Annotated in this window: 23 protein-coding genes and 3 tRNA genes; 15 read left to right on the forward strand and 11 right to left on the reverse strand. The window is 43.0% G+C overall.

Features of this window, described 5'->3' with window-relative positions; translation table 11 throughout:
• Positions 1–29: 29 nt before the first annotated feature.
• A complete protein-coding gene (locus tag RXX31_RS02050; RefSeq protein WP_317587425.1) occupies positions 30–518 on the reverse strand; it encodes a hypothetical protein in 489 nt (162 codons plus the stop codon).
• Positions 515–1369 (reverse strand): transcriptional regulator, encoded by an 855-nt coding sequence (locus tag RXX31_RS02055; protein WP_317587426.1) that lies wholly within the window; start codon positions 1367–1369, stop codon positions 515–517. The genes RXX31_RS02050 and RXX31_RS02055 overlap by 4 nt, the downstream gene beginning before the upstream one ends.
• A 474-nt stretch (positions 1370–1843) precedes the next feature.
• Between RXX31_RS02055 and RXX31_RS02060 the strand changes: the two genes are divergently transcribed.
• The 3 genes from RXX31_RS02060 (at position 1844) to RXX31_RS02070 (ending at position 3772) form a co-directional block, all read left to right on the forward strand.
• Positions 1844–2434: a hypothetical protein gene (locus RXX31_RS02060; RefSeq protein ID WP_317587427.1), complete on the forward strand. Its 591-nt coding sequence runs from the start codon at positions 1844–1846 to the stop codon at positions 2432–2434.
• Positions 2435–2523: 89 nt separating this feature from the next.
• Complete coding sequence (locus RXX31_RS02065) at positions 2524–2979, forward strand: hypothetical protein (RefSeq protein WP_317587428.1); 456 nt, start codon at positions 2524–2526, stop codon at positions 2977–2979.
• Between the two features lie 232 nt (positions 2980–3211).
• Entirely contained in the window at positions 3212–3772 is a 561-nt protein-coding gene (locus RXX31_RS02070; RefSeq protein WP_317587429.1) for a DUF1439 domain-containing protein, read from the forward strand.
• A 65-nt stretch (positions 3773–3837) separates the two neighbouring features.
• On the opposite strand, the gene RXX31_RS02075 is transcribed toward RXX31_RS02070, so the two are convergent.
• Positions 3838–4272 carry a MarR family transcriptional regulator gene (locus tag RXX31_RS02075; RefSeq protein ID WP_317587430.1) on the reverse strand — a complete coding sequence of 145 codons (435 nt, stop codon included), beginning with the start codon at positions 4270–4272 and terminating at the stop codon, positions 3838–3840.
• Positions 4273–4513: 241 nt separating this feature from the next.
• On the opposite strand from RXX31_RS02075, the gene RXX31_RS02080 reads away from it, so the two are divergent.
• The 3 genes from RXX31_RS02080 (at position 4514) to RXX31_RS02090 (ending at position 9948) form a co-directional block, all read left to right on the forward strand.
• Positions 4514–5509, forward strand: coding sequence for an NADP-dependent oxidoreductase (locus tag RXX31_RS02080; RefSeq protein WP_317587431.1), 996 nt, complete (start codon positions 4514–4516; stop codon positions 5507–5509).
• Between the two features lie 239 nt (positions 5510–5748).
• Positions 5749–6882 (forward strand): exonuclease SbcCD subunit D, encoded by a 1134-nt coding sequence (locus RXX31_RS02085; RefSeq protein ID WP_317587432.1) that lies wholly within the window; start codon positions 5749–5751, stop codon positions 6880–6882.
• 9 nt (positions 6883–6891) lie between these two features.
• Positions 6892–9948: an SMC family ATPase gene (locus tag RXX31_RS02090; protein WP_317587433.1), complete on the forward strand. Its 3057-nt coding sequence runs from the start codon at positions 6892–6894 to the stop codon at positions 9946–9948.
• A gap of 197 nt (positions 9949–10145) precedes the next feature.
• Here RXX31_RS02090 and RXX31_RS02095 read toward each other — a convergent pair whose 3' ends face one another.
• Positions 10146–10550, reverse strand: a complete 405-nt coding sequence (locus RXX31_RS02095) for a helix-turn-helix domain-containing protein (RefSeq protein ID WP_317587435.1) — start codon at positions 10548–10550, stop codon at positions 10146–10148.
• 131 nt (positions 10551–10681) lie between these two features.
• Here RXX31_RS02095 and RXX31_RS02100 point away from each other — a divergent pair, with 131 nt between their 5' ends.
• Positions 10682–11533 (forward strand): SDR family oxidoreductase, encoded by an 852-nt coding sequence (locus RXX31_RS02100; RefSeq protein ID WP_317587436.1) that lies wholly within the window; start codon positions 10682–10684, stop codon positions 11531–11533.
• A 65-nt stretch (positions 11534–11598) separates the two neighbouring features.
• Here the strand turns inward: RXX31_RS02100 and RXX31_RS02105 are convergent, their stop codons facing one another.
• Positions 11599–11979 carry a cystatin domain-containing protein gene (locus RXX31_RS02105; RefSeq protein ID WP_317587437.1) on the reverse strand — a complete coding sequence of 127 codons (381 nt, stop codon included), beginning with the start codon at positions 11977–11979 and terminating at the stop codon, positions 11599–11601.
• A 268-nt stretch (positions 11980–12247) separates the two neighbouring features.
• Here RXX31_RS02105 and RXX31_RS02110 point away from each other — a divergent pair, with 268 nt between their 5' ends.
• Positions 12248–12769, forward strand: a complete 522-nt coding sequence (locus RXX31_RS02110; protein ID WP_317587438.1) for a lipocalin family protein — start codon at positions 12248–12250, stop codon at positions 12767–12769.
• Between the two features lie 45 nt (positions 12770–12814).
• Here RXX31_RS02110 and RXX31_RS02115 read toward each other — a convergent pair whose 3' ends face one another.
• The 4 genes from RXX31_RS02115 to RXX31_RS02130 form a co-directional block, all read right to left on the reverse strand.
• Complete coding sequence (locus RXX31_RS02115) at positions 12815–13819, reverse strand: succinylglutamate desuccinylase/aspartoacylase family protein (RefSeq protein ID WP_317587439.1); 1005 nt, start codon at positions 13817–13819, stop codon at positions 12815–12817.
• Between the two features lie 149 nt (positions 13820–13968).
• Positions 13969–14289, reverse strand: a complete 321-nt coding sequence (locus tag RXX31_RS02120) for a cytochrome c (protein ID WP_317587440.1) — start codon at positions 14287–14289, stop codon at positions 13969–13971.
• A gap of 78 nt (positions 14290–14367) precedes the next feature.
• On the reverse strand, positions 14368–15372 hold the full coding sequence (gene ltaE / locus RXX31_RS02125) for a low-specificity L-threonine aldolase (protein ID WP_317587442.1): 1005 nt from the start codon (positions 15370–15372) through the stop codon (positions 14368–14370).
• Between the two features lie 15 nt (positions 15373–15387).
• On the reverse strand, positions 15388–15903 hold the full coding sequence (locus RXX31_RS02130; protein ID WP_317587443.1) for an NUDIX hydrolase: 516 nt from the start codon (positions 15901–15903) through the stop codon (positions 15388–15390).
• 361 nt (positions 15904–16264) lie between these two features.
• On the opposite strand from RXX31_RS02130, the gene RXX31_RS02135 reads away from it, so the two are divergent.
• The 5 genes from RXX31_RS02135 to dld all read left to right on the forward strand — a co-directional run bounded on the left by RXX31_RS02135 (position 16265) and on the right by dld (position 22798).
• Positions 16265–17926 (forward strand): ATPase RavA domain-containing protein, encoded by a 1662-nt coding sequence (locus RXX31_RS02135; RefSeq protein WP_317587444.1) that lies wholly within the window; start codon positions 16265–16267, stop codon positions 17924–17926.
• Between the two features lie 9 nt (positions 17927–17935).
• Positions 17936–19390, forward strand: coding sequence for an ATPase RavA stimulator ViaA (gene viaA, locus RXX31_RS02140; protein WP_317587445.1), 1455 nt, complete (start codon positions 17936–17938; stop codon positions 19388–19390).
• 140 nt (positions 19391–19530) lie between these two features.
• Positions 19531–19604: transfer RNA gene (locus RXX31_RS02145), tRNA-Cys, on the forward strand.
• A 195-nt stretch (positions 19605–19799) separates the two neighbouring features.
• The gene (locus tag RXX31_RS02150) at positions 19800–20702 is read left to right on the forward strand and encodes a LysR family transcriptional regulator (protein WP_317587446.1); all 903 of its coding nucleotides are present in this window, start codon (positions 19800–19802) and stop codon (positions 20700–20702) included.
• A 389-nt stretch (positions 20703–21091) separates the two neighbouring features.
• Positions 21092–22798 (forward strand): D-lactate dehydrogenase, encoded by a 1707-nt coding sequence (dld, locus tag RXX31_RS02155; protein ID WP_317587447.1) that lies wholly within the window; start codon positions 21092–21094, stop codon positions 22796–22798.
• 104 nt (positions 22799–22902) lie between these two features.
• Here the strand turns inward: dld and RXX31_RS02160 are convergent, their stop codons facing one another.
• Together RXX31_RS02160 and RXX31_RS02165 are read right to left on the reverse strand one after the other, a co-directional pair.
• The gene (locus RXX31_RS02160) at positions 22903–23211 is read right to left on the reverse strand and encodes an AzlD domain-containing protein (RefSeq protein WP_317587448.1); all 309 of its coding nucleotides are present in this window, start codon (positions 23209–23211) and stop codon (positions 22903–22905) included.
• Positions 23208–23936: an AzlC family ABC transporter permease gene (locus RXX31_RS02165; RefSeq protein ID WP_317587449.1), complete on the reverse strand. Its 729-nt coding sequence runs from the start codon at positions 23934–23936 to the stop codon at positions 23208–23210. The genes RXX31_RS02160 and RXX31_RS02165 overlap by 4 nt, the downstream gene beginning before the upstream one ends.
• A 390-nt stretch (positions 23937–24326) precedes the next feature.
• Here RXX31_RS02165 and RXX31_RS02170 point away from each other — a divergent pair.
• Positions 24327–24413 (forward strand) — tRNA-Leu (locus RXX31_RS02170).
• Positions 24414–24535: 122 nt separating this feature from the next.
• A tRNA-Cys gene (locus RXX31_RS02175) sits at positions 24536–24609 on the forward strand.
• The last annotated feature ends 43 nt before the right edge of the window (positions 24610–24652 follow it).

Raw genomic sequence — 24652 nt, forward strand, 5'->3', positions numbered from 1 at the left:
TACGTAGCCCGTTTTTCGAATAATAAATGTTACTTCATACAACGAGCGATCTTTTTATTTAAATCGTAATAGCAAAAGTAATTATCGACCTTAATATGTTTGTATTGCCTTTCATCGTAGATATCCACACCTAGCAATGACTTTTGAATTTGACTGACTATGGGAGATGCGGATGCTACGAACATCACTGGTTTGTTTATGGAATCTACTTCTTCGACTTTGTTCGTCTTGGCAATGAGTATACCTCTTTTTCTATACATTTCGCCATCTATTGAGAATGAACTGTATTGGTTATCTGTATCGACATCGATAATATTAATGATAGAGGTGTACTTTTTCTCATTGGCAAAAACGTCAATGTTAGTCGTCAGTTCTATTTTGTCCTCACCTTTAGAGATGATGATCTCTTTTCTTTTATAGTAACCATCGACAAGTACTGTATCTGTTATATTACTCGTGGCTAAGAAGGCACAGAGGCAAACAAATACGAGTACATTAAAAGATTTAAAAAATTTCATATTTTGCACCCTCGAACCTCCAATTCATCAATAATCGTGTTTATATCATTGCCAGAATAGGAGAGTAATTCATCATTTAGTAAGCAGTCTATTACAACTCTATCACCTATTTTATTCATGAATAATACGCTTTTTTTACTTTTGACTGCGACAGAGAGTTTATCCTCAAGACTAGATAGATTCATGCTTTCTTCATTAGAGTTAATTCTATCTTTGAATAGCGTCGTGAATTTTTCTCTATTTTCTTCTGGATAGATTGCAATATAACCCTTTCCATTAATAACGTTAAATTTTGGTAGCTCTGGAGTATTATTATCATTAAAAATAAAAAGCATGATAATTACGATATTAATGATAAGGAGAGGGAAACCTATACCCTTCGAAAGCCATATTTTAATAGAGTGAATCCCGAATCTAGTTTCGGTAGTAGGTGGCGCGACTTTTACTTCTTCTAATGGCTCGTCGTTGTTTGTTCCATCTTTCCTCTCGGAGTGTTCTTGCTCATCAGTTGCAATATCGTTGGCCACGTCACTATTTGAAAGCTCAACTTTGCTTATTAGAACGCTATAGCCTTTGTTTTTTTCATTAGTGATAACATCCAGGTTGGTATGTTGCTTAAGAATCTTCCTGATGTTAGCGATGGCCACTGGTACTGAATTTTTTGAAACTAATTTGTTTGGCCACCCAATCTCAGCCAACTCTTCCTTAGTAAAGAATGTTTCTTTATTTTTCAACAAACTAGTTAGGATTACAGACTCGGCGTAGGAACACTTATACTTTACTTGATCAACAATAATGAAATAACTGCCGCCTTCATCACTAACGCTCACCTCTATGTTGTTATTATTCATTTTAAAGATTTCTCTTACTTGCTAGCACAAACTTACCGTTACGTTTTACAAAAATATACTATAAAAACCGCTAGTTATCCTCTAACTAGGCGAATTTTTGTTCGTGCAATTTTATAGTCTCAAAAGCATTGGCGTGAATATGTTGCTTGTATGGTGGCAATCTACTGATTTGTAGAACGATTTTTAGATAGCTACTTTTAAAATACACAATAGCTATCACATTCAAAGGGTTGTCGCCCATCTACTTTATGTATCGAAAGTTATACTTAAACTATTGAAAATAAATGAAATTAATATTATTAAATTTAATTAATCTACTTTTTATAGCCCTAGGAATAGACTTCCAGTCAATCAAATAACAACGTATTGGCTACAAATAAAAAACGTAAGTGTAGTAGCGGTGGAAGTAGCGAAGTTTTCTCTACCGCACTACCGATAGTTGACCGAATTTGAAATGACTAAGGAAAAATTGCTATGAAAAAATTTATTCTCGCGGCGGCAGTTGCAGGTGTACTGGCCGGTTGTAGTGCGGATGATGTAGAGGATGCATTCTCTACAGAACTCTCGTCAACAGAGGCCAGAGAAGCGGCGGATGATATCTTAGCTGCTACAGGATGGCTCGTGGCAGATATTGTTGAAAAGTGTGAGCTTCAAACTGATCCTACTAATTGTGCTATCAATGGTAATGAATATAACCCAGACGAAGAATTAATGGATGTATTTACCGATAGGGATGACGCTCTAAATTTAAAGGTCGTGTATGACTCGGATAAACACCTCATAACGCTTACTTCAGATAACTCTGGTAAGTACTTTGAATATGATAATTTTCTAAAAATATCCTACTCAAGTTCAAGCAGTTTAAAGCATAAGCTTGTCATTGATGTGACTGATGTTAACCATATTATTGTTGACTTTGATGCACATAATATCATCGATGATAAAAACTTTGGCTCATCAGGCGAGTCACTAGAATATGTTCAAAATGGAGATATAGGATTACTAACTGGAGTAGTCAGAGTCTCTGAAGATGAGTTTGAATGTATATCTAATACCTGTAGATAACATTCATAATAATGATGTTCCGGAGGGAGAACGTATTACTCTCTCCATATTACATTTTATTTATGGTACCTCAGCTAGAAATATTACTAATGAAATGCATCCTAAATATTATTATTGTTATCTGCCTAACCAGTCTTTCAGCACTTGTAAGTATTGTTAATGCGACAACCTTCGACGGTAGCGAATGGTTACCTCAATACGATGGTTCGACTCGTTATAACAATGTGCAGCAAAGTACAAACGAGACAATGGATGAATTTTATATAGCGAGTAACATTGCCAAACATGAGGGTTTAAAAAGCTTCCATGATTTTTCGTTAGACGTCGCGGTAAATTATTACCTGAAGAATGGTACAAAAAATATGTTAGATTCTGAAATTGAGGTAATCTCTATTGAACGCCCTGATGTGCTTAACGGGTCGGTCTCTGAGCAAGTTACGCTATCGGAATATCAGGTTGCATTATACAACTGCCACGATCAGTGGGTCCGAAGTGATAAGTACAAGCGAAGCTACATCGAGTACATCAATGCTGTGATTCAATGACGTTATCACTCTACTTACTTATCTTTTTTACTCCTTAATTTCCTCACATTGTCTGGTTAAGTTGCTTGGCAATCGTTTAAAAATAAGATGAAATCATGAAGTTAAAGTTTATGATGTTTACTTAAGGTCAGCATTTGGTGAAATCCTATTGTTTTACTTGGTTTAGACTATTTCTATCTGGACCTTGGGTATAGAATTTAATGGTTTAAACAGAGTAAATAAGAGCTAACCATTGAAGACAAAAATAAAAGCCAAAATCTTTGCCTTATCTGCTGCGGCATTGATGCTTAACGGGTGTGCCAGTTACAGCATCACTGAGCGAGATATGAATCAATATCTCCAAGACAAAGCGACAATCAATCAATCCGTAGGGGTTGAAAACGTCATGTATGCACAAGTGTCAGTCGATGATCTCGAAGTGAAAATTGGCCGAGTAGACAATGAGCGTATTTCGGTGTTTGCTAACACAACGGCGGACATACAGTTTTTAACTCAACGAACGGTAGGCTTAGATCTCGACCTTGAATTTAGCGCGATTCCTAAATACGACCAAGAAACAGGTGAAGTGTTTCTGCAGTCACTTCGTCTGGAGAAGTTTGAAGACAAAAGCAATTTACTGACGCCGGAAATCAGTAATCTGATTAAACCTGCCGTTTCGATGATCGGCTACGCACTGTCAAATCAACCAGTTTATAAGCTAGAAAGTGATAAAGTGCAGTCCATTCTTCTGCAGTCGGCAAGCCCTAATTTAGTCATTAAAAACAACCAACTAGTGATAGAGTTGTTTGATTAATCTCGCAAACTATCAAGTTCTGCCGTGACCGCTCTAAAATAGACAGTGACGGCAGTGATCAACCTTTATTTGTCGTCGCTCTTGCGCAAATTCGTGTCTAATTCGAGACACAGCACTCTCAATGCTTCAATACTTTCTGCCGACATGCTCGATCTCGATTCAAGCTTTGCGGTCAACTCTTGTGCATCTTCCTGTAGCTGACTTCCTTTGGGTGTCAGTGAAATGACTTTTTTACGCTCATCTAACTCAGAAACTTTTCGGGTTAATAAACTCTTTGATTCCAATCGTTTAACAATCGGTGTCAACGTCCCTGAATCCAAATGAGTATCCTGTGAAAGTTCTTTCAGGCTAACGTTGTTTTTACACCAAAGTGAGTGCATCACAATGTACTGAGGGTAGGTAAGATCGTATTCGTCGAGCAAAGGACGGAACGCACGTACTAACGAGTTGGTCGCCGTGTACAAAGCAAAACAAACGTTATCTGATAATTTCTCGGCCATAGATGAGTCCAATTTTGAGCAAGACGACAATATTAACAAATTCTGCGTCATTTAAAATCCATTGTGCACAAAATATTTTTGAGCAAAGTTGTTGCATTCTTTCCACTCCCAAGTTAACTTATTTGTAAATTGTTTGTGCGCAAACTATTTGTTAGCCAACCAATGAAAAGTCACTAAGAGGCGAAAGCGGTTTATTCCTGACAGCTAAGCGCACATTGAAGCAAAAGTAAGAGAGAGCACTATGATCAGCCAACAAATCCATTTAGCATCACGCCCAGTTGGTATGCCAACAAAAGAAAACTTCAAATTTGTTGAAGTTGAGCTACCAGCAATTCAAGAGGGCGAAGTGTTAATTAAAAATACTTGGATGTCTGTAGACCCGTACATGCGCGGCCGAATGTACGATAGAGAGTCGTACATTCCACCATTTGAAATTGACCAAGTATTGGAAGGCGGCGCTGTTGGTGAAGTCATCGAGTCAAAAAATGATAACTTTCCAGTAGGCTCAAAGGTGAGCAACATTAGCGGTTGGCGTACAACTTTTATCAGTGATGGTACTGATTTGACCTTACTACCAGCAGTTGGCCTGCCAGATCAACACTTCTTAGGTGTTATTGGTATGCCTGGTTTAACCGGTTGGGTAGGCCTGTTTAAAGTTGCTCAGCTTAAGCCAACAGATACGGTTTTTGTCTCTGCAGCATCTGGCGCAGTAGGTAGCGTGGTTTGTCAGATTGCCAAACTGCATGGCTGTAAAGTCATTGGTTCCGTAGGCTCAGATGAGAAAGCGGAAATGGTGAAAGCAATGGGAGCAGACGCAGTTATTAACTACAAGAAAGTAGATAATCTGACGGAAGCGCTACGCGAAGCTGCACCAGAAGGTATTGATGTGTACTTTGAAAACGTGGGTGGCGCACACCTAGAAGCGGCGCTTGAAGTTATTAACCCATACGGCCGAATTCCGGTATGTGGCATGATTGCAGACTACAATGCAGATAAGCCTCAACCAGGCCCAAGTAACCTGCTGCAAATCAATACTAAGAAATTGACGATGCAAGGCTTCATCGTCATGGATTACTGGGATCACACTGGTGAGTTTGTTGAGCAAATGGGTCAGTGGATCAAAGAAGGTAAAGTGAAGTCTGAAGAGACGGTATACGAAGGGCTAGAAAACGCTGCTGATGCGTTCATCGGCCTATTCGAAGGCAAAAACAAAGGTAAGATGCTGGTTAAAATTTAACTAGCTGAATTACAACCATTGTTCATTCGCAAAAGCCAGTCAGCAAATCTGACTGGCTTTTTTACATCCGCTGTTTTTTTAGCTTGGAGCAATGGTTAGCCACTTGTCGCGTTACTAGCACAAACTACATGAAAAGCTTACGAAGTCACGATATCCTAGCAGGAGAATAAAGCAGCCTGTGCTCAGGTTCCGACAGCCCCAAAGGCATACTAGAAAGTTATGGCAAAAAGTGAATTCGAATGAAGTTTATCCATACCTCAGATTGGCACCTAGGCCGACAGTTCCACAACGTTTCATTACTCGATGATCAGCAAGCGGTTCTCGATCAACTGATCTCATACATTGAAAACAACCCAGTCGATGCAGTCGTCGTGGCAGGGGATGTGTATGACCGCTCTGTTCCGCCTACGGTTGCCATCGAATTATTGAATCGTGTGGTAAAGCGAATTTGTACTGAGCTGAAAACACCGATGATTTTGATTTCTGGTAATCATGATGGTGCGGAGCGTTTGGGGTTTGGCTCTGAACAGATGAAAAACTCGGGTTTGCATATCATCAGTAACTTTGAAGATATGCTTTCGCCAGTTGTTATTACGACCAAAGTGGCTGGTGAGGTGGCACTTTACGGCATGCCTTATAACGATCCTGAGCAGGTGAGATTTGCCTATAAAGAATCGGTTTCGACCCATGATGAAGCGCACAAACTGCTGGTTGAAAAAATTACAGAGCAGTTTCAACCGCAGCAAAAAAACGTACTTATCAGCCACTGTTTCGTTGATGGGGCGATTGAGTCTGACTCGGAGCGACCACTTTCTATTGGTGGGTCTGATCGTGTAAGCCACGAGCTCTTTCTGGATTTCGACTATGTCGCACTTGGTCATTTACACCAGCCGCAGAAGAAGGGTGAAGAGTACATTCGTTACTCAGGCTCTCTGATGAAATACAGCTTCGGTGAACAGAATCAAAAGAAAGGGTTCACACTGGTGGAAATCGACGAGAGTGGTTTTGCGTCTGCTGAGCATATTGAGCTTATCGCCCCGCATGAGATGCGAATTATTGAAGGTGATTTAGAGCAGGTCATCGAGAAAGGAAAAACGGACCCGAAAAGCGAGGACTACCTGCTCGTTCGTCTGATGGATAAACACGCCATTTTGAATCCTATGGAAAAACTGCGTGCGGTCTACCCAAATATTTTACACCTAGAGAAGCCGGGCATGTTGATTGGCGTTGAACAGGAAATGGCGCAAGCGAAACTTGCTCGCAGTGAAATTGATATGTTCCGTGACTTCTTCACTGAAGCGCAAGACAGCCAGTTATCTGAAGAACAAGAGCAAGCCGTTAACGATATTATCAAACAATTATCACAGCAGTAAGGACCAAACATGAAGCCTATTAAACTCACCATGCAAGCTTTTGGTCCCTTTGCAAAAACGGAAACCATCGATTTCGAAAAGCTGGGTAGTAATCCTTTATTTTTGATTAATGGCCCAACCGGGTCGGGTAAAACGTCGATCCTCGACGCGATTTGTTTTGCGCTTTACGGCGAAACGACTGGCAACGAGCGTCTGGGTATTCAGATGCGATGTGATTTGGCGGCTATAGATTTACCTACCGAAGTTACGTTGGAATTTTCGTTGCACGGCAAGATATACCGCGTCGTCCGTTCCCCTGAACAAGAAGCACCGAAGGCTCGTGGCGATGGTATGACCGTGAAAAAGCACACGGCATCACTTTATGAATTAGGTGATAGCGAGAAGCTGATTACTAGTAAAACCACGCAGGTTAAAACCGAGATCACCAACATCATTGGCTTAACAGAAACACAGTTCCGACAAGTGATGGTACTCCCTCAGGGAAAATTTCGCGAGTTATTGCTGGCGAGCTCTAAAGAGCGCGAAGAAATTTTTGGTCAGCTGTTCCAGACTGACATTTACAAAAAAATTGAGTATGCGCTCAAAGATAAAGCGAGCGCGATCAGTAAAGCGAAGAATGAGTTTGATAACCAGATTCGCGGTGCCTTGCAAGTTGCGGGAGTAAGTTCAGAAGAGGAATTGATTCAACAGAAAGAGTCAGTTTCAGTACAACTGGAACAAGAGAAAAAGAGTGAACAAGCTTGCCTGGAAAAGCTGAACAACATTAAGTCCGAGTTACAAAAAGCGCAGGCATTGTCTGCAGAGTTTACTCGCCGAGATCAAGCTGAGGTGGAGCTAAAATTACATTTAGAGAACACCGAAGCGATCGCTGTTCGCCAAGGGCAATTAGACAGAGCGAAGAGCGCCAGTAAAATTGAGTTGCAGTATGTCTCTTTACAAAATGCCAAGGCGCAATCACAGCAGTTAACTCAGAAGATTACCTCGCTCAGCCAAAACTTAACCGAATCCGCAAACGTGGTGACGGGAAAAGAAGCAGAGCTGAAAACCGCCAAGCAGAATGCCGAACAAGTTCCTCGATTGACGCAGTTGCAGTTTAATCTCGAAGCAATGAAAGAGAAACTGATCGAAAAGTCCGACTTGGAAGCAAAAATCGCCAACGGCTTACAAGAGAAACAGCAACTCGAAACAAAACTGCAGCAATACATCACTTTAAAAGACAAATTGACCTTGGATGCGCAGCAAGGGCAGAAGAATTTGGATCAAGCCCGTGTTGATGTTGCGTTAGTGGCCAGTGTCGACGCTGAAATTAAGCAAAAGCAACGCCTTTTACAAGATATTCAAAAACTGTCTGGTTTGAAGCAAGAGCTTGCTAAGCATGATGCTTTGACCACCAGCAAGCAACAAAATCTTGAGCAAGCTAAACAGGCCTATGTCTCGGCACAACAATCAGCTGATCGCCTGGAGCTAAAATGGCACAACGCGCAAGCAGCGGTTTTAGCTCAAAGGTTGAAAACAGGGGAGGCATGTCCGGTTTGTGGCAGCTGTGAACACCCTCATCCCGCACAGTTTAGCGAAGAAGAAGTAACCAAAGAGCAAGTTCAAACGGCTCGCACTCAGGAACGGGAGGCACAAGCCTCATATAATCAGCTTAGTAACCAACTGGAACAGCACCTTGTTGTCGCTCGACAGTATCAAAAACAAGTGGATGAGCTTTCACAAGAGCTTGGTGAACATGCTAAAACCGAGTTGGTCACGATTCAGGCTGAGCTTCAACAAGCAAATGAAAAATTGCAGAAACTGACGGCTATTGATATTGCAGAGTTAGAGAAAAACGTTGAACAGCTTAATCAGCGCTGCATTGTTGGTGAAACCAAGATCAACGAGCTGAAAAATCAGATGGCTGGCAATGAATCTACGATTAAGGCGAATCAAGGTCAGCTCAGTAAATTACAGGAAAATCTTGATCCGAAATACAGCTCAGTAGAAGTGCTCGCTGAGGACATAACTCAAACCAAGGCGCAGATTAAGCACCTTAATGAGAGTTTGGAGGGGGCACAAACGCAACTTCAGCAAGCCACGTTAGCTAAATCGGATATTGAAAGCCAGCTAACCACCAACAAGCAATGGTTAGCAGAATCTGAGCAGAAGCTCAACGAAGCACAAACCAACTGGCAAAAAGCGCTGAATGAAAGCCGTTTTGAGGATGAATCCAGTTACCTTCAGAGCAAGTTGACGGAGCAAGAGCTAAAAGCCTGGCAGAAAGAAATAGACGAGTTTAATCAGGCTCAAATAAAGTTAGAGCAAACGTTGCATGATCTTAATCAAGCATTAAAAGATCAAGCAAAACCAGATCTTGAAGAGATTAACGCTAGGTTAAACGCTCAACAGCAACACTACGTTGATTCTCGCAACAAGTTGGATTCCGTGCGTTCTACTTTTGAGCGTATTGAAAAGGTGCGCAACGATATTGCCGCTTTACATGATAAGAACACCAAGCTAGAAGCAGAGTACAAAGTCTTTGGGACGCTTTATGATGTGGCGAGTGGTAAAACCGGTAGTCGTATTAGTTTGCATCGTTTTGTACTCGGCGTTCTTTTAGATGATGTTCTTATCCAGTCTTCTCAGCGTTTGAGCTTGATGAGTAAAGGCCGTTACATTCTGGCGCGTAAGACGGAAGGATTTAAAGGCGCTGCAGGCCGAGGACTTGATCTCGTGGTTGAAGATGGCTACACCGGTAAAATGCGCGATGTTGCGACGCTTTCGGGTGGTGAGTCTTTCATGGCGGCACTGGCTTTAGCACTTGGTTTGTCTGACGTGGTGCAGTCCTACAGCGGTGGTATTCGCTTGGATACACTGTTCATTGACGAAGGTTTCGGTAGCCTGGATCCTGAATCTTTGGATCTTGCGATTCAGACCTTAGTCGACCTCCAGCAAACAGGCCGCATGATCGGTGTAATTTCTCACGTCTCGGAACTTAAAGAACAGATGGCGCAACGCATTGATGTGGAGCCGTCTCGTGTTGGTTCTACCGTTTTCGTTAAGTCTCAAATGGCGTTAGCTGACTAATCACTACCTTAACCTTATGAACGAGTACTTTGCTGCTGCAATAGTTAGTCAGCAGCAAAGCACTTCTTTTCAAGCATTTATTCTCTTCAAACAACATGTACTGGTTTAATGTGGGACGGTTTATCTTTTGTGCTTATATTTAACCACTTATGTTAATAAACAGAGTTTTTACGCTGGGGATTTCTATTGTAAACCCATTATTTACTTGCTTTGGCCTCATCATATTGTTGCTTCGCGTTCAAAATATCGCCTAAGTTTGACTCAATCCAGTCCACCAACTCTTCAACCTTGTGAGCGACTTCCGTTCCGTTTTCTGTTAGACGATATTCAACGTGCGGTGGGACGACAGGGTGGGCAATGCGTAAAACAAACCCATCAGCCTCTAGTGCTTGTAAGGTTTGCGAAAGCATTTTCTCACTGACACCAGTGATCTTCTTTCGTAGTTCACTGAATCGGTGTGTCCCTCCGAGTAAAGCGAACAGTACAAGGACACCCCAGCGACTGGTTACATCTTGCAATATACTGCGAGAAGGGCACTCCTTCGCCAAGACATTTCCTCGGCTAAACTTTTCTGAAAACAAGCTACCCATGTTTTCGCTCATATTTTCAATCTCCTTTACTGGAAATGACACGATAATCGATACTTACCAAAAAGTACGTACTTACAAAAAGAAAGTTAGTATGGCAGATTGTACCTAAAAGAGCTCTTCATTAATAGACGAGGAAAAGTACAATGATCGCAGTTACAGGCGCTACCGGCCAATTAGGCCAATTGGTTATCAAACATTTACTGAACAAAATTGAACCTGAGCAAATAGTCGCTTTGGTTCGAAGCTTGGACAAAGCAGCACCGCTCACATCTTTAGGTGTTCAGGTTCGTCAGGCTGATTACTCAAAACCTGAGACTTTAGAATCTGCATTAGACGGTGTGGCTAAACTACTTCTGATCTCATCGAGCGAAGTTGGTCAGCGTGCCATCCAACATCAAAATGTTATTAATGCTGCTAAGCAAGCGGGCGTAGAGCTACTTGGATACACCAGTCTTCTTCATGCTGACACTTCGCCACTGGCTTTGGCTGAAGATCACGTTGTAACTGAAGCGTATCTTAAACAAGCCGATGTTCCTCATGTGCTTTTGCGTAATGGCTGGTACACAGAGAACTACTTGGCCAGCGTTGCTCCAGCAGTGGCCAATGGCGGCTTTATTGGTTGTGCTAAAGATGGAAAAATTAGTTCTGCTGCCCGTGAAGATTACGCCGAAGCAGCGGCAGCCGTGTTGACGAGTGAAGAGTCGCAAAGTGGTAAAGTATATGAACTATCAGGTGACGATGCGTATACACTGAGTGAACTAAGTGAGTTAATCAGCGAGAAGTCGGGTAAGGCGATCCCTTACATTAATATGGAAGAAGCAGACTTTGCAAAAGCGTTAGAAGGTGCAGGACTACCAGGTCCATTTGCCGCTATTCTTGCGAACTCTGATTCGGGAGCCGCTAACGGTGCGTTGTATGATGATAGTCATACCCTCAGCTCGTTGATTGGTCATCCAACCAAGTCATTAGAACAACTGATTGATGGTTATCTATAAACAATAAATAGAATAACCACGAAACCTCAAAAGCCCCAGGATAGGGGCTTTTTCATGATTTTAAATCACTGTTCGCAGAATTTCCCTTCTTTTGGTGACTGTGATACGGCGTAGTCACCATCAAGGTTGCGATAAACAATCGTGTTCCAGACCACACCATCATTCATTTCAAATTCAATTGCATAGTTCACACCGCTGACGATTTGTGCATGGACATTAAGAATTTGCTTAAATGAAGAAAGGGTATCCACCTCTGTCAGAACAAAAGCCATTGCCTTTTGAACGTCGGGTGTTGACTCGAACTTTTTCCACCCACCTGGCATATTTCCCTGAGTATTGCATACTTCTGCCGAGGCTGTTATTTCGGTCGTGTCTTCGGGACTGTTTTGCTGGCAACCAACAAGCAATACCAAAAGTGCACAAGCTGACATTGTCTTAAACTTCATAACAATAACCTCAATTTATATCGGCGCGTATTATAAAAAACCAATGAACAGAAATGTCTATGTTGTGCAAACTTTCGATAGGTTGAACGTTAATTTTCGAAATAAATAACTGATTTTGTAGGAATGTTTGTAGGAACGGTATTTGTTGTAGTAAATAGTAGCACTACTTGAGGGATAAACGACGGACTTAACAAATGAATAAGTACTTGTGATCGGCCTGGGATCTTATAGAGTAAAATCAGTCACTAATATAAATGTGGAACGTATAATGAAATCATTAAAGTCACTGCTCTTACTGTCAGTTGTTGTCTTATTTGGGTGTACCTCGAAGCCGGATGGGATAGAGCCGGTTCAGAACTTTGAACTAAAACCATATCTGGGTAAATGGTATGAAATTGCCAGATTGGATCACTCGTTCGAACGAGGATTGTCCAACGTAACAGCAGAATATGAATTACGCGAAGATGGCGGGGTAACAGTAATAAATCGCGGCTATTCAAAACAAGAGCAAAATTGGAGTCAGGCGGAAGGTAAAGCGTATTTTGTTGATGACTCGTCTAGTGGCCATTTAAAAGTCTCTTTCTTTGGGCCATTTTATTCGTCTTACATCATCTTTGAGCTTGATGAAGACTATAACTATGCCTTTATTTCTGGCTACAACCGCGACTATCTATGGTTGCTATCACGCAAGCCAGAAGTAGACTCAGCAACCCTTGACAGATTCAAACAGGTGGCCCAGGAAAAAGGCTTTGATGTTGGTGAGTTAATTCTGGTCGAGCAGACACGATAAACAGTTAATACAGAGAAAATATCCCCTGTAAATAGGGGATATTTTTTAATTGGATCCTCTGATCATACGCACGAGTAGTGAACCGGCGGCCCGGATAGACTCAACATTGTGGCTAATGACGGTGCCTGAAGCCGGAGCGGTGTAGCGCTGTAATTCGCCACCAAACCCGTCGTATTGGATTGCAACTAGTTGGCCTTCCTCCACAACATCTAAGACACTGACTTGTGGCAGAACAAAACCGCCTAGTTCTGCTCGTACGTTGACGATTTCTTTTCCTTCTATACAGGACTCAATCGCTTCAGGATCGCCGGACAGCACGTCATAATATTTAAGAATGTTTATGATGCCGTTAACTGTTCTATTGATCAGAGGTTGATCAGTATAGCGACCCGCGCCAACCTCCACGGTAATCGACGGAACACCGACGTTGTTCCATGCCGTTTCTAATACGCCACTTTCCCCTGGATCATCCAGAATGACATCCGGATTGATCTGACGCGCCATTTTTAAAGCGTCTTCAATGCGGAAATCTGCGAAGATATAAAGTGGGTAGGCTGCACCGCTGGTTTGGGTGTGCAAATCAATTGCTAAGTCTGCGTTTGGCTTTAGTAAATGGTTCCATAGCGTGTACAGGTAGCGGTTGGCTTCGTTACCCAACTCATTGCCCGGAAAGTAACGGTTTAGGTTCGCACGAGCGGCGTCTGGATCAGGTGAACAAAAGTCGCGACTTTTATTCAGCATACCGCTCAGATTGATTCCAGGTACGATGGTTACTGTGCCAGCAAGCGCATTCCCGACCAATTCTCTTGCCGTTTTTTGTGCCGCCAATACACCACTGTATTCATCACCGTGAACGCCTGCGGTAATCATTATTTTCTTACCAGGCTGCTTACCTTTAAACACCAATACAGGTAGGTGTTGCCATTGAGAAAGCGCGTTGGTTGCTATACGGAACCAGAACTTATGTTCACCGGATGGGAGGTCTTCCACATCTAGAACGTCGACTACTTTGTGTCCTTGAATTACGTCATCTGAAAATTGTGTTGCCATTAAGGTGATCACTCCAAAAAGCATTTGTATTGATGCTTGCTTACTGAATTGGATTCTAATAACCGATAGGGTAAAGAGTACCAGGAGAAAGTGCCAGTAGAATTGTGCAAGCTAACGTTATGTCGCGCTATTTTTAGAGTGAGTCAATATCAATGAGTTATCTGTTCAGAATAAAATGCAGCAACATCACGTAGGTCTTCATCATTGAGCATTTTTAATTGGCTTGCCATCATTTCTGCTAAGGGACCTTGGCGGTCTCCGTTTTGATATGACTTCATTGCGTTAAATAGATATTGAGCGTCCTGACCTGCGAGGTTTGGGTATGCTTCATTTAAACTGATGCCTGTCGCTCCGTGACAATAGACACAGCTGGGTGACTTAATCTTACCTTTGGCTGCGTCACCAGAAGGGTTTGCCATGGTGGTGGCGGAAGAAAAAATAACAAAAATGGATAACAGGTATTTTAACATTAGCGAGCTCTCTATGGCGCGAATACTCGCGATAGATTAAAGCTTCCCCTAAGGGGAAGCTCAATGATCAAAATCAAGTCAGAGAAGAGATGTTAGCGCAGATAAGAACGTGGCAACATCTTGTTCTGAAATGTCTTTATGGGTCACAAATCGGATAGGATTCCCCGGCGTAATAATGATGTCTTGCTGTTTTAGTTTCTCAGCGATGCTCGCGATATCAACTTGAGGCTCTAACTTAGCAAATACGATATTGGTTTGAACTAAGTCAGGATTGACAGAGAATCCAGGAAGTTCTGCTAAACCTTGAGCTAGCGTTTTGGCATTAATATGATCTTGCTTTAACTGGAGGACTTGCTCGGTAATCGCGAGTTTACCAGCTGCCGCTAAGATACCGGCTTGGCGCATCCCGCCGCCAACCATCTTTCTTAGGCGTCGTGCTTTTGCAATGTACTCTTTACTGCCGAGAAGGAGAGAACCAACAGGTGCGCAGAGTCCTTTAGAAAGGCAAATGGTCATTGAATCAAAATACTGACCAATTTCTTTAACTGGCACATCCAACGCAACTGCTGCATTAAACACGCGTGCACCATCGAGGTGTAACTTGAGATTGTGCTTATTAACAAAATCACGAGCTTCTGCAAGGTAAGAAAGCGGTAGAACTTTACCATTAATGGTGTTTTCGAGACTCAAAAGGCGCGTACGTGCGAAGTGCATATCGTCTGGTTTGATAGCTGCTGCAAGCTTATCAAAAGGTAAAGTACCATCGGGATTATTCTCGACAGGTTGCGGTTGAATAGAGCCCAGAACCGCCGCGCCACCCGCTTCGTATTTGTAGTTGTGCGCTTGTTGGCCGCAAAGGTATTCGTCCCCGCGATCACAGTGCGCCATCAAACCTAATAAGTTTGCTTGAGTGCCAGATGTGGTAAAAAGCGCCGCCTCAAAGCCTGCTAATTCTGCAGCGTATTGCTCCAACTCATTAACGGTTGGATCATCACCGTACACATCGTCCCCAACCGGCGCAGTAAACATGGCTTCGCGCATGGCTTGAGTAGGTTGAGTGACTGTGTCTGATCGAAAGTCCATGAAGATCTCCTTGGTCTAAATATACCCGCACAGGCGAGCTTTGCTTAAGCAAGCGATAGTCTTGGCATCAGTAATTGTGCCATCGATAATTTTTTCTTCTAGTTGCTTGAGTGACAGTGTCACTACTTCAATTACTTCATCTTCATCGCATTGGTAGCGGCGAGTCTCGTTTAATTCCTGTGCGATGAATAAGTATTGGATTTCATCACAGAAGCCCGCTAATGGTGTGACTTGGCCAAGCGAAATAAATTTCTCTGCGCTAAAACCTGTTTCTTCTTCCAGCTCCCTTTGTGCACAGGTTAAGGGGTCTTCAAAACCTTCTCGGGTTCCTGCCGGAAGTTCAAGCAACCATTTGTTGAGAGAAGGGCGAAATTGATTCACCAGTACGATTTTATTGTTCTGGGTTATTGGCAAGATAACTGCCGCGCCGGGATGATGAATCGTGGTGTGCGTAATGACCTGACCAGTAGGTAGTTGAACGTCTTCTTCTACCAGTGCGATTTGCTTCCATTTATGAATGGTTTTAGTCATGAAGTGATAATCCAAACTATTGAGGCTTGTATGAACATTAACGACATTTGTCATCAAACAAAAGAAAAAGTCTGTTTACAACCCAATAACTTGGAAAGAGTAAACAACTCTATTGTGTGATTTCCTTGAGCTTGTGTCAGCGAGAAATCATTGCGTTTTGTATCTAAAAGCCATTCTAACTCTACAAAAGAGTACATATTTACAATGATATTTATCTCATAAATGAAAACTTTGGTTGCTAAGTGATGTGTAGGAAAATCATCTGCTATAAGGGGGAATTAGAACAAATTACACTTGTAACAAAGTGATAACAAATGTATAAAAATATATATACAGCATCAGTTCAACAGCCGGAGCACTCATGATACAACCCTCTTTTGCATCAAATGCCGATAAAGCACTCCTTTCCGAACGTATCAATAAATTGGCGAAAGCGTTGACCGATGGTGTTTATGAACGTGAACACACGATTAAACTTTGTCTGTTAGCTGCCCTTGCTGGTGAAAGCGTTTTTCTTCTCGGTCCCCCGGGTATTGCGAAAAGCTTGATAGCGAAGCGCTTGATTCAGGCGTTTGATAACAGCAGCTATTTTGAATATTTGATGACCCGGTTTTCGACACCTGAAGAGGTCTTTGGCCCACTAAGCATCCAAGAACTGAAAGACAACGGCCGATATGTCCGTTTGACTAAAGGCTACCTACCGACAGCACAAGTCGTTTTCTTAGATGAAATTTGGAAAGCTGGTCCAGCAATCCTGAATACTTTGCTGACAGTAGTGAACGAAAAAACATTTAAAAACGGCAGTGACATCGAGCGCGTGCCAATGCGTTTGTTGGTGTCGGCATCGAATGAACTACCAGACGAAGACAGCGGCTTAGACGCATTGTATGACCGCATGCTGGTGCGTGTATTTGTTAACCGCATTCAGAACAAACAGAATTTTAAGTCAATGCTGACGGTAGGGACGTCTCAGGAAGCCAAAATACCGGAAGGCCTGGCGATTACCGACGACGAGTATCATCAATGGCAACAACAGTTCGATAAATTGTCGCTGACAGATAATGCTTTCGAAAAGCTGTTCCAGCTCAAGACGATGTTAGAAAGTAAGGTCGAAGCTGAATTCGGTGATATCGCGAATACGGATATGTATGTTTCTGACCGACGCTGGAAAAAAGCGGTGAAGCTACTTAAAGCGAGCGCGTTCTTTAATGGCCGAGATGAGATAAACCCGCTCGATCTTTTGCTTCTGCAAGACTGTTTGTGGAACAGCCCTGAATCTCGTGATGTCGTTCGAAATGTCGTCCAGGAATTTGCATTGAAACACGCTTTCGATCAGCAAGATGCAGAACAAGAAATCGAATATTGCCGAGAGTCACTCGTCGATGTGCAGCATGAGCTCGAAGATACTTACCGCATGACACTCACGTCAGAAGCGGCAACGGGTATTTTGCGTAAAGAAACTATGCGCTTCGATACTTCCAAAGCGAAAAGCTACAAAGTCGGCGCTGCAGTGAACTTAGTGAAACTCGTGATTTTGCAGAGCAACATGTCAGTGTCTGAATCTGAGAAAGGCGATAGTCGCTGGGTGTATGTTCCGAAAGACGAATTAGACCGCGTGATTAAAGATGGTCACGGTGATGTATACGGCTATGTAAACCAAAACACTAATATGTGCCGCTTGCGCTTTGATGTCGATGCAGAAAGTAACTTAGTGATTCGTGACATTGCTAACCGAGGCATTCTTGTTGGTTTAGTCACCCAAGAAGGCCTGGATATGGAACGCTACCAAACTTGGCTTGAGCAAAGCGATAAAGCAGTAAGCCAGCTAAGTGAAGCCGAACACCACATTCGCAAAGTAAAAGCGAACTTCCATGATGCGCTACCACACAGCTTTGTAAATCCGGAATTACCTCGCTCAATGGAATCCAGTTTGCAACAGGTGAGCCAAAGACTTGAATCTATCCAAGCTGAAAGTGAGAAGACCATTCAGCGCTTTAAGAACTTACAACAGTTTTTCTCGTAAGGAGGCTTCATGTTAGGTGCAGATGGATTCAACTTGGCATTGATGATTGCAGACTCAGGGATCATCGACAGTGCAGTAAACGATCTGATGGCGCGCTCTCAGGTCATGATGATGGCAGAAAACCGAGGCGTAAAATCTTCAGTAAAAAGCCATCTATTGAAATGGCGTGGCAACGTTAAGAAGCGCATTACTAAGGTGTGTGAAACGGAACGATTTCAGCAAGAACTCGCATTATACCAGGAAGTCATTCACTGGAGCGAAGATGAATTTTTTGATTGTATTGAAGACGTCATCAAAAAACTAGAATGGCACTCCGCATTTTATATGCAAGCTCGCCGTATGGTGGAGAAAAACAAAGGGGTCAACAACCCGATGTTCCCGCATTACTTTTGCGACCAGTGGTACCAAAGTCTTGCCGATGCCATCAAACAAGCTCAGTTGAATGAACTGGAAGCCAACAAAGAGAAAGCGCTTAATGACCTTTATCAGCGTATGGAAACCATGCGTAATATGGATAAAGTGACCGAATCTGGGGACGCGGAAAGTGTTGGCCGTTTATGGGATATGGCGTCTGCCAAGCTAAGTAAGACAGATCTTACGGTGATGAAGCGTCATGCTGAATTCTTGAAAAAGCACCAAGGATTGCAGGATATTGCTGAGCAACTTGGTCGTATGGCGGGGCAGGTGAATGATCCCGATCTTAACCGAGCGCCTGCTGAAGAGTTGCAAATGGTTGAGGAAAAGAGTGACGAAGCGACCGACGACATTGTGGGTATTCACGAAAGTGACGATTTAAACAAATTGCTACCAAACGAAACCATGTTTTTGGCGTATCCAGAGCTTGAAGTGGTCTTCTATAAGCACCTGGTCGACAAGCGCTTAATGAACTATCGTACTCAGGGCAAATCCCGTACGCTACGAAAAGTGAAAGCGCATCGCCCTGATAACAAAGCGGTGGATATCGAAAAAGGTCCATTTATTGTCTGTGTAGACGCGTCAGGCTCAATGAGCGGTTTTCCAGAACAATGTGCTAAGGCAATGGCGTACGCACTGATGCAAATTGCGTTAGCAGAGCAACGTGACTGCTACGTCATCATATTTTCTACCGAGCACATTACTTACGAGCTGACTAAACAAGATGGCTTGCGCGAAGCGGCCGATTTCCTGACCTATAGTTTCCATGGTGGTACCGATTTAGAACCAACCTTAGTCAAATCCATCGATCTGATGAGTGGCGACAAATACAAAAACGCCGATATGGTGGTGATTTCCGATTTTATTGCACCAAAGCAGCAGGATGAGCTACTCGAAAAAGTAAATGCACTTAAAGCGAAGAAAAACCGTTTTCATGCGATCAGTTTGTCGAAATACGGTAATCCGGCGTTAATGTCGATGTTTGATCATGTCTGGTCTTATCATCCTAATGTTGTCGGTCGCCTATTCAAAAGAGTCAGTAACGGTTAGTTTTGATCGAATCTTCACCTAACTGACTTAAAAGAAAGCAAACAAACAGTAAATGATAGATTTATGTTTGACTATCTTTTCCGAATCCGTAAAGTAGCAACCAACGCAACGGGGGAGACCTCTTAACGCGTTAATGTGATGGCGCCTTGGCAGAGTGGCTATGCAGCGGATTGCAAATCCGTGGACCTCGGTTCGACTCCGGGAGGCGCCTCCATAACAAATTTTCAGATATGGCTTCATACTTTTAGCGATATCTCGATGCTCAAAGCATCAACATTAAGCCAGCGAAAGCTGGTTTTTTTGTATCTGCCATTTAGGTTGTGTGATTAGTATAAGTGTGACTCTACTTTCAGCACCTGTTACATAATCCGCCTACAATACGCTCTTCTAAAGGATTTAATGAAGCAGCATGAGAAACACCGACGATTACATCATCTTTTATCATTTGGTCGAACAAGGCTCGTTTAGTGGTGCGGCTAAGCAAATGGAGCTAACCAAGTCTGTGGTCAGTAAACGTATTGCGAAGCTCGAGCAGGATCTCGGTGTTCAATTGCTCTATCGTACGACACGTACCATAACTCTGAGTGAAGCGGGTCAGTATTTCTTTGAGCACGCAAAATCCGTCTATCAGGCGGTTGCTACTGCGGAAGAATCGATTGTTGGGCTAGGTAAGGATTTATCCGGTAACATCAAAATTACCGTTCCTACAATTTCAGGTGAGTTGATCCTTCCTCAAGTTATCTCAGAATTTAATAACAAATATCCCGAGATCAAGATCGATATGGAACTTGATAATCGTTTCGTCGACATCGTGAATGAGCGCTTTGATTTGGCGATAAGAACGGGCGTATTGCCAGACTCCAGTCTGATTGCAAGAAAGCTTGTCGACGCAAACTGGATAGTGTGTGCCTCACCTCAATACCTTGCCAGACATGGCATTCCAAAGCAGCCTACTAAGTTAGAAAAACACAACTGTCTCGTTTATTCTTACCAGGAAACGGGCGCGCGCGAATGGGCTTTCAAAGATGGCGAAGACGTGTATCAAGTGACGGTAGATGGCAATCTATGTATTAATAACTCGTCGGTTCTAAGAAATGTTGCTCTTTTAGGGCAAGGCTTAATCTATGTTCCCCGAGTTTTGGTTTATGAAGATTTGAAACAAGGCCGATTAATCCAGCTGTTCAAAGAGGAAACGGCAAAGTGTCTCGGTATTTATGCTGTGTATCCTTATACAAGGCAACAGCCAGAAAAGGTTAAAATCTTTATTGACCACTTATATGCCTGCTTTCAAAGCCAGAGCCACCGCTTTTAATTTCTCTATTTTGGAACATAAGCGTAACATTACCAATGTGTTGAATGGTGTGTTTGTGCTTCGTTCACACCATTTAAATCTCCTTCCTATTTAGCACGTTACGTGGCTAAGCCAAAATATTCACAAACCATATATCTTGATACTGCGCACACATGTTAATGATTGGTTTTGTTATTGTTTCTTTTGGGAAACAATCTGTTTCTTTCGTTAAATTTTATATAAACCATGCCTAACATTATGATAATTAAAAACATTATTGCGATTGTTTGTCGTTGGATTCAGATTGCTCGAATGACATCGATAGACGCAGGAAAATGGACTGCTTATAGTGAGCCAAACTCAATCAACCCAGTTTGAGTGAGTGAAGCAAAATAACTAGAGATACGGATATGAAACAAAAGCAGCTGATAGAAGAATTTAAAACGATCGTTGGTGAAGAAAACGTCCTGACCGATCAAGTTAAAACTAAGTATTACCGTTCAGGTTTTCGCTCTGGTAGCGGTACAGCGCTTGCAGTCGTGTTTCCTAACACATTATTAGAACAGTGGAACATCATCAAACAGTGTGTCGAGGCGAACTGCATCATCATCATGCAAGCGGCGAAGACAGGTCTGACTGAAGGGTCTGCTCCAAGTGGTAATGATTACGACCGTGATGTTGTCGTTATCAATATTACAAAAATTAAGAAAATTCATTTGCTCGATGGTGGCAAGCAGGCGGTTTGTTTACCGGGTGCTAGCTTACACTCACTAGAAAAATCGCTTAAAGCCGTTAACCGCGCGCCACATTCCATTATTGGTTCCTCTTCGTTAGGAGCGACCGTGGTGGGCGGTATTGCCAATAACTCTGGTGGTGCGCTGGTTAAGCGTGGTCCGGCATACACAGAACTCGCGATTTATGCTCAGGTAGATAAAGAGGGCAAACTGCACCTTGTTAACCACCTTGGTATTGAAGGCTTGGGTGACACTCCGGAACAGATCCTGACAAACTTGCAGGAAGGTAACTTCGATCCAGCCAAAATCATTCACGATGATCGTATGGCTTCAGATCAAGAATATGATGAGCGTGTTCGTGATGTTACTTCTGATATCCCATCTCGTTTTAATGCCGACGAACGCCGGTTGTTCGAAGCTAGTGGATGTGCAGGTAAACTCGGCGTGTTTGCCGTTCGTGTCGACAGTTATCCAGTGCCAGACAAAGAGCTGGTTTTCTATCTTGGCACCAATGATCCGGCCAAGTTGACTAAGTTACGTAAAGACTTCTTATCCAATTTTGAAAACCTGCCAGAGATGGGGGAATATCTGCATCGAGATATTTTCAATATGGCAGAAAAATACGGCAAAGATGTATTTCTTTCCATCGACAAATTGGGTACGGACAGATTACCTAAAATGTTCGCGCTGAAAGCGAAAGTAGAAAACTTTTTAGAGCGTGTGCCTTTCGTTAGTAAGTATCTGCCAGATTCCATTTTGTATTACGCGAGTAAGCTGTTTCCGCAACACCTACCTGAACGCATGCTGGATTACCGTGACAAGTACGAACATCATTTGATACTTAAAATGAGCGATGGCGGTATTGCAGAGGCTCAAAAATATCTGCAAGAAGTATGGGCTGTGGAAAGCGATTGTGATTTCTTCGAATGTACCCCAGACGAAGGCAAAAAAGCGTTCTTACATCGTTTTGCTGCGGCTGGAGCTGCGATTCGTTATGAGACCATTCATCGTAAAGATGTGGAAGATATTGTTGCGTTAGACATTGCCCTGCGTCGTAATGACGAAGAATGGCTGGAAACCTTGCCGGAAGAGGTCAGTAAGAACTTAGTTCAGTCGCTCTATTATGGCCACTTTATGTGTTACGTCTTCCATCAGGATTACGTATTTAAAAAGGGTACAGACACCAAATTGATGAAGAAGCTGATGCTGGAGCATTTAAATAGTCGTGGCGCGAAATACCCAGCCGAGCACAATGTTGGGCATTTGTATGAAGCGGAGAATTCTTTGCAAACGTTTTATCATCAGTTAGATCCTACCAACACGTTCAACCCAGGTATTGGTAAGATGGATAAATATAAGCGCAACTGTAACTGCTGCGCCTAATCCATTACACGTTTTAAGCGAGCCTATAAATGTTAAGCCCTTCCACTTGTTATCGAGGAAGGGCTTTTTTATTCAGACGTTTGACAAATGATGGCCGATATTGGCTATAGTGCTCGCACTGCTGCCGCAGCGATTATGCCAGCCGCGATAGCAGGTAGTGGTTTTTTAACGATAAACATCACCACAGCTGTAGACAAGAGCGCCATTCGGGCACCATTATCACCTTCAACGGCAAGAGGGGCTAATAGCGCCACTAAAACCGAACCCGACATAGCCGTGATAAATCGTTGCACTCGTTCACTGATCGGAATAAATGACATTACAAATACGCCGCCCCAACGAGCCATCAGGGTCACAATTCCCATCGCGAAGATAATAAGAAGCGTGCCACCAAAACTGGTTTCGATATTCATTCTTTTTTCTCCTTCCAGCAGGCTCCAAGTAGTCCACCTGCGAACGCTCCAACTACCACGTGGCTGTTCTCTGGTAAGTACCAGTAAGCCAGTAATGAAGATCCAGCGGCTACGCCCCAAATAGCAAATATACGCAAGTTTTTAGGCCCAACGACAACCATTGACAGTAAGAAGCAGCCCATGACCATATCCAGACCAAGGCTGACGGGATCTTTTATCGCGCTACCGAAGTAGATGCCCAGCCAAGTGCCGACCATCCAGAAGCCCCATAACGCTAAACCACCGCCAACAAGCAAGCCTAGTCCGGGTTCTTTCTTAGCAAATGCGTTCATTGCCATTGCCCAGTTAGCGTCGGATGCTACCAACATGACACCGTAACGTTTAGCAGGTGGCAGTTGGCGTAACCAAGGGTAAAGTGTTGCTCCCATAAGCAGGTGACGTGCGTTGATGGCGAACACGGTGATCAATACCGGAATCAAAGGGACTTCAGTTCCCCACATTTCCAACGCCGCAAATTGAGAAGCGCCCGCAAATACTAGCCCACTCATTAGTAATGTCGGAAAAGCGTCTAAACCAGTTTGTACCGCAGCGACACCAAACGCGAGACCGAATATAACCACGAACATGGAAAGCGGTAATAACTGTGTAAACCCGCCCCATACGTCTGAGCGGGTAAACTCGTGCAGTCCTTTAGAAGAAGGATAGAGTTGTTGATTTTCTGTCATAAAGATACCTAGCCAGCCGGAATAAGAATTATTCCAAACAAGGTTGTTGTTATTTTTTTGTGAACAGTATCTCTATCATCAATTGTGACGGTTTTCAAACGCAAACGGTGTTTATACGAAGATCCACTATTTGAAGTGCCAGCATCACATTGACTCGATGATACAATGTGGCTGATTGAAAATAAGTTGTGAGTGAATTGAAGGAAGTCTGATGAATGAATTCTGTTCAGTTTGTGCGCTGTTTATACTGGCTGGATCGCTTTTTAAGCACTTAAATCAAAAACATAAAATTTATTGTTGACCAGATAAATTATTCCGTTAAAGTACGCCTCGTTCTCACGGCAAGGGTCGTTGAGAGAGATGGTGTCTAACCCATCGCATGATTGCGTTGCCCTGGTGGTGGAATTGGTAGACACAAGGGATTTAAAATCCCTCGGCGTTCGCGCTGTGCCGGTTCAAGTCCGGCCCGGGGCACCATCAAACAAAAGATGAGTGGATTTAAAATTCCGCCGTCGAGCTGACCGGCCGAGTGTCGGACCATCAAGCACGGCCGGATCACCATCTAATCTCTTTTTACAGAGAAAACGAAAAATATTAAAGGCGCCTTGGCAGAGTGGCTATGCAGCGGATTGCAAATCCGTGGACCTCGGTTCGATTCCGGGAGGCGCCTCCATTATTTCGAAAACCAGTCCTTGTGACTGGTTTTTTCGTTCTGT

Source organism: Vibrio sp. EA2 (assembly GCF_033042495.1).
In the GTDB taxonomy this organism is placed as follows: Bacteria; Pseudomonadota; Gammaproteobacteria; order Enterobacterales; family Vibrionaceae; genus Vibrio.